Below are 4,012 nucleotides of genomic sequence, written 5' to 3'. Positions count from 1 at the left end.
AGCAAGTGGACATGGCCTTGCTCGACACCCAAGTCGCCATGCTGGCCAATTTGGGCTCTAATTATTTGGTCAGTGGCAAAGTGCCGGCTCGCGCTGGCAACGCGCACCAAAACATCGTGCCCTACCAGGTGTTCGAAGTCATGGCCCCGACCGGCTCAGCACCCGGCTGCCGCGACCACCTGATTTTGGCAGTCGGCAACGACGGGCAATTTGCCAAGTTCTGCACCGTGGCGGGTTGCCCCGAACTGGTTCAAGACGCACGCTACGCGCTGAACGCCGACCGGGTTCGCCACCGCGACGCCCTGGTGCCCCTGCTGGAGGGCATCCTGAAAACCCGCACCAAGGCCGACTGGCTGGCGGCCCTTGAAGCCGCCAAGGTGCCTTGTGGGGCGATCAACACCCTGAGCGAGGTCTTTGTGGACCCGCAAATACAGGCCCGCGGCATGGTGCAGGATTGGCAACACCCGATCAAACCCGACCTGAAGCTGGTGGCCAGCCCAATCAAGATGAGCCGCACCCCTGTTCGCCAGGACTTTCCGCCCCCCATGCTGGGCCAGCACACCGCCGAAGTTTTGGGAGAAGTCTTGGGCTTGAACGCTGAAAAACTGGGGCCCCTGCGCGGCAAAGGTGTGATCTGATGGCGCATTTTTTACTCGTGCATGGTGCCTGGCACGGCGCGTGGTGTTGGCAGCGGGTCCTGCCAGGCCTGATGGGTGCCGGGCACCGTGCTCATGCCGTCACCCTGACCGGGGTGGGTGAGCGCGCCCATCTGCTCCAACCCAGTATTGATCTGGAAACCCACATCACCGACGTGATGGCCGCCATGGATGCCGAAGAAATGGACGAGGTGGTTCTGGTGGTGCATTCGTACGCCGGCATGTTGGGCACCGCCGTGGCCGACCGCAGGCCCGAGCGCTTGCGCCACCTGGTCTATCTGGACGCGGTACTGCCCAAACCCGGCGAAAGCTGGAGCAGCACCCACGCCAGCGCTACCCGAAACGCCCGCATCGCTGCAGCCCAAGCCCATCCCTTGTACGCCTTTCCCGCGCCGGACCCTTCGGTGTTTGGCTTGAGCGATGAAGACCATGCCTGGGTACAAAGACGTCAAACCCCACACCCGGGCGGCCCTTACACCCAAGTGCTCGACTTTGATCCGCAACGTGTGGCCAGCGTGCTGCGCACCTTCATCAACTGCACCTCGCCGCCTTTGGGCACCATCGATGTCAGCCGCCTGCGCATGGTGGACCCCCAATTTTGGGATGGTGCTTGGCTGCCGGGCTCACAAGTGTTGGAGATGCACACCGGTCATGACCCCATGGTCAGTGACCCGCAAGGTCTGTTGGCGCTTTTGCTGGGTCTGGTTTGAAGTCAACTTCTGCTTGCGTGCATCTGCGCGATGAACGGCTGCAATGGACAGCCGCAATGGCCCCCATACCGACTGGCATGGCAAACGCATTAAACTTTCAACCATGAAAACCCTGCTGGCCATGCCCTTGAATTTGCGACTTGTGGGTCGCCGTTTGTTGTTCTGGAGTGGGGTACTGGGCCTGACTTTGGCCCTTTGGGGCTGCTCCGGTGACCGCGCGCCTGAATCCATCTTTGTGTTGCTTGATGGTTCCAAGATCACCTCCAAGCAATTGCATGGAAAAGTCGCTTTGGTGAATTTTTGGGCCACCAGCTGCACCACCTGTGTGGCCGAGATGCCAGAACTGGTGGCCACTTACAACAAGTTCAAAGACCGCGGCTATGTCACCTTGGCTGTGGCCATGAGCTACGACCCACCCAGTTATGTGGTCAATTTCGCCCAATCGCGACAACTGCCCTTTGGGGTGGCCATTGACAACACGGGCACGGTCGCTCGCGAGTGGGGCGACATCAAACTCACACCCACCACGTTTCTTGTCAACAAGCAGGGCGAGATCGTCAAACGCTTTGTGGGGACGCCTGACTTTGCAGAGCTGCACAAACTGATTGAAAAACTCTTGGCCGAAACCTGAGCAGCAGGCCCGTTGGCCCGCTCCTCAGGAAGCCTTCATCAATCTTTGCGGAAGTTGTCGTGGCAGGCTTTGCAAGACGCTGCGGCTGGACCAAAAGCAGCTTTCAAGGCGTCGATGTTGCCTGCCTTGGCCGCCACATTCAATTTGCCCATTTCAATTTGCATTTTGTCTGCCGCTTCCTTGTACTTGGCAGACTCTTTCCAGATTTCTGGCTTGGCGCGGGTGTCACCTTTGTCTGTCCCTTCACCAAAGGCGGCCCATGGCAATTTGGACAGCGTCAACGCGACTTCGGCATTTTCGGCTGCGGCCTTGGCGTCATAGGGCATGCGTCCGTTGGCCATCGCGCCCAAACGGCCAAAATGAGCGGACATCACCGTGAAACTTGCTTTGCGGTACTTGACCGCATCCTCTGGCTTGGCAAACTGCGCTTGAGCAGGTAAGGTCACGGCCATCGCCACGGCCAAGCTAAAAAGACCTGACATTGTTTTCATGTTCAACTCCAAATGGGATATGTGTTGGCCAAAGCGCAATGCTCTGACTGCGCTTCAGTTTCTCACATCTTGGCTTTATCCGCATCCATGAAAGTCCTTATGGTTCAAGTTCGCATCTGGGATCTTCCCACCCGTCTTTTTCACTGGGGGCTGGTGTTGTGTGTGACTGGCCTGGTCATCACGGGCAATATAGGCGGCAACGCGATGCAGTGGCATTTTCGTTTGGGTTATTGCGTTTTGACACTTTTGCTGTTTCGCGTTCTTTGGGGTTTTTTTGGCGGGTACTGGTCTCGCTGGTCACATCTGCCCATCAGTCCTTCGCGCGTTTGGGCTTACCTTCAAGGTCGCGACAGGCTCACTCAATTTGCGGGTCACAACCCTTTGGGATCCTGGTCAGTCATAGCTTTTTTGCTCATTTTGTTCTTGCAAGTGGGCACGGGTCTCATCAGTGACGATGAAATCGCCAACATGGGGCCGTTGTCCTCACTGGCTTCCGGCCAATGGGTCGCTCTGGCCACCAGTTGGCACAAAGGGTGGGGCAAGACCACCTTGATCCTTTTGGTATGCATTCATTTGTTGGCCTTGGTCTGGTACCGCTGGCGAAAAAGCCAGTCGCTGGTGCCCGCCATGTGGCATGGGGACAAGTCCATGTCTGATCCGGTTGTCCCCTCGGCCGACCATGGCCGCTCCCGTGCTTGGGCCGTGGTGCTGCTGTCGGTTTCGGCCATGGCTGTTTTCGGCATAGTCTCCATGGGCAGCTGAGCCCATGGTGGCCATTCGCCTGCGGCTACACTGTGGTTTGGTTTTTTTAGTCCAACTTGTTCATGCCGATCGTTCAATTGCAGCATCCGGCCAGTCCTGCTGACTGGGCGTTGACCCGCGCCATCTTTCAGGAGTACGCAGACAGCCTGAAAGTGGATTTGTGTTTCCAAGGTTTCGACAACGAGCTGCAAAGTTTGCCTGGTGAATACACCGAGCCTCGCGGCGCACTCTTGTTGGCGTGGGTGGACGGTGCTTTGGCAGGGTGCTGCGCCTTGCGCCCCTTAGACAGTTCTGATTACTCCAATGCCGCCGAAATGAAACGCCTCTATGTGCGCCCAACTTTCAGGGGTTTGGGTTTGGGCCGTCAATTGACGGAAGGCATTCTCGACGCCGCACGCAAAGCGGGTTACAGCTGCGTCCTGCTCGACACACTGGATGACATGGAGTCAGCCCGGGCCCTTTACGAAGACTTGGGCTTTGTGGAGATACCGCCCTACTATCACAACCCCTTCGCGGGTGCCCATTACCTCAAAGTTGATATCGCTTGAGCCGCTCAAGAAGCAAAAAAAGGGACCCAAGGTCCCTTTTTTTGGGCCAGTGGCATTCAACCTTTGGCTTGTGCCAGCAGCGTCGCCGCATCGCTGACTTCAAATTTGCCTGGACCTTCCACATTCAAAGTGGCAACCTTGCCATCTTTGACCAGCATGGAATAGCGGTTGCTGCGCACACCCATGCCACGGGCTGTCAGGTCCAGCGTCAAGC

The 4,012-nt window shown here is 57.7% G+C and carries 6 protein-coding genes and 1 pseudogene; 5 read left to right on the top strand and 2 right to left on the bottom strand.

Features of this window, described 5'->3' with window-relative positions:
* The 3 genes from ACIQ47_RS15050 to ACIQ47_RS15040 all read left to right on the top strand — a co-directional run.
* Nucleotides 1–638, top strand: a 638-nt coding sequence (locus tag ACIQ47_RS15050; RefSeq protein ID WP_396438866.1) for a CaiB/BaiF CoA transferase family protein, incomplete at its 5' end; no start/stop codon positions are given.
* Nucleotides 638–1,366, top strand: a complete 729-nt coding sequence (locus tag ACIQ47_RS15045; protein WP_396438865.1) for an alpha/beta fold hydrolase — start codon at nucleotides 638–640, stop codon at nucleotides 1,364–1,366. The genes ACIQ47_RS15050 and ACIQ47_RS15045, both read left to right, overlap by 1 nt.
* A 103-nt stretch (nucleotides 1,367–1,469) precedes the next feature.
* Nucleotides 1,470–1,997: a TlpA family protein disulfide reductase gene (locus ACIQ47_RS15040; RefSeq protein ID WP_396438864.1), complete on the top strand. Its 528-nt coding sequence runs from the start codon at nucleotides 1,470–1,472 to the stop codon at nucleotides 1,995–1,997.
* 38 nt (nucleotides 1,998–2,035) lie between these two features.
* Here the strand turns inward: ACIQ47_RS15040 and ACIQ47_RS15035 are convergent, their stop codons facing one another.
* Nucleotides 2,036–2,488 carry a c-type cytochrome gene (locus ACIQ47_RS15035; RefSeq protein ID WP_396438863.1) on the bottom strand — a complete coding sequence of 151 codons (453 nt, stop codon included), beginning with the start codon at nucleotides 2,486–2,488 and terminating at the stop codon, nucleotides 2,036–2,038.
* A 12-nt stretch (nucleotides 2,489–2,500) separates the two neighbouring features.
* On the opposite strand from ACIQ47_RS15035, the gene ACIQ47_RS15030 reads away from it, so the two are divergent.
* The gene (locus tag ACIQ47_RS15030) at nucleotides 2,501–3,250 is read left to right on the top strand and encodes a cytochrome b/b6 domain-containing protein (protein ID WP_396438862.1); all 750 of its coding nucleotides are present in this window, start codon (nucleotides 2,501–2,503) and stop codon (nucleotides 3,248–3,250) included.
* Between the two features lie 62 nt (nucleotides 3,251–3,312).
* Complete coding sequence (locus ACIQ47_RS15025) at nucleotides 3,313–3,798, top strand: GNAT family N-acetyltransferase (protein WP_396438861.1); 486 nt, start codon at nucleotides 3,313–3,315, stop codon at nucleotides 3,796–3,798.
* A 56-nt stretch (nucleotides 3,799–3,854) separates the two neighbouring features.
* On the opposite strand, the pseudogene ACIQ47_RS15020 reads toward ACIQ47_RS15025, so the two are convergent.
* Nucleotides 3,855–4,012, bottom strand: a pseudogene (locus ACIQ47_RS15020) (peroxiredoxin); the annotation flags it as partial.

It is taken from the genome of Limnohabitans sp. (assembly GCF_044373035.1).
Classification (GTDB): Bacteria; Pseudomonadota; Gammaproteobacteria; order Burkholderiales; family Burkholderiaceae_C; genus Limnohabitans_A.
Note: the sequence above shows the minus strand (reverse complement) of the source record. Positions and strands in the feature narration are given on the sequence as shown.

What these genes read in the sequence shown, in the direction of transcription:
- ACIQ47_RS15040 (WP_396438864.1), top strand. Translation starts at nt 1,470, where the DNA reads ATGAAAACCCTGCTGGCCATGCCCTTGAATTTGCGACTTGTGGGTCGC.
- ACIQ47_RS15035 (WP_396438863.1), bottom strand. Translation starts at nt 2,488, where the DNA reads ATGAAAACAATGTCAGGTCTTTTTAGCTTGGCCGTGGCGATGGCCGTG.
- ACIQ47_RS15045 (WP_396438865.1), top strand. Translation starts at nt 638, where the DNA reads ATGGCGCATTTTTTACTCGTGCATGGTGCCTGGCACGGCGCGTGGTGT.
- ACIQ47_RS15030 (WP_396438862.1), top strand. Translation starts at nt 2,501, where the DNA reads ATGGGATATGTGTTGGCCAAAGCGCAATGCTCTGACTGCGCTTCAGTT.
- ACIQ47_RS15025 (WP_396438861.1), top strand. Translation starts at nt 3,313, where the DNA reads ATGCCGATCGTTCAATTGCAGCATCCGGCCAGTCCTGCTGACTGGGCG.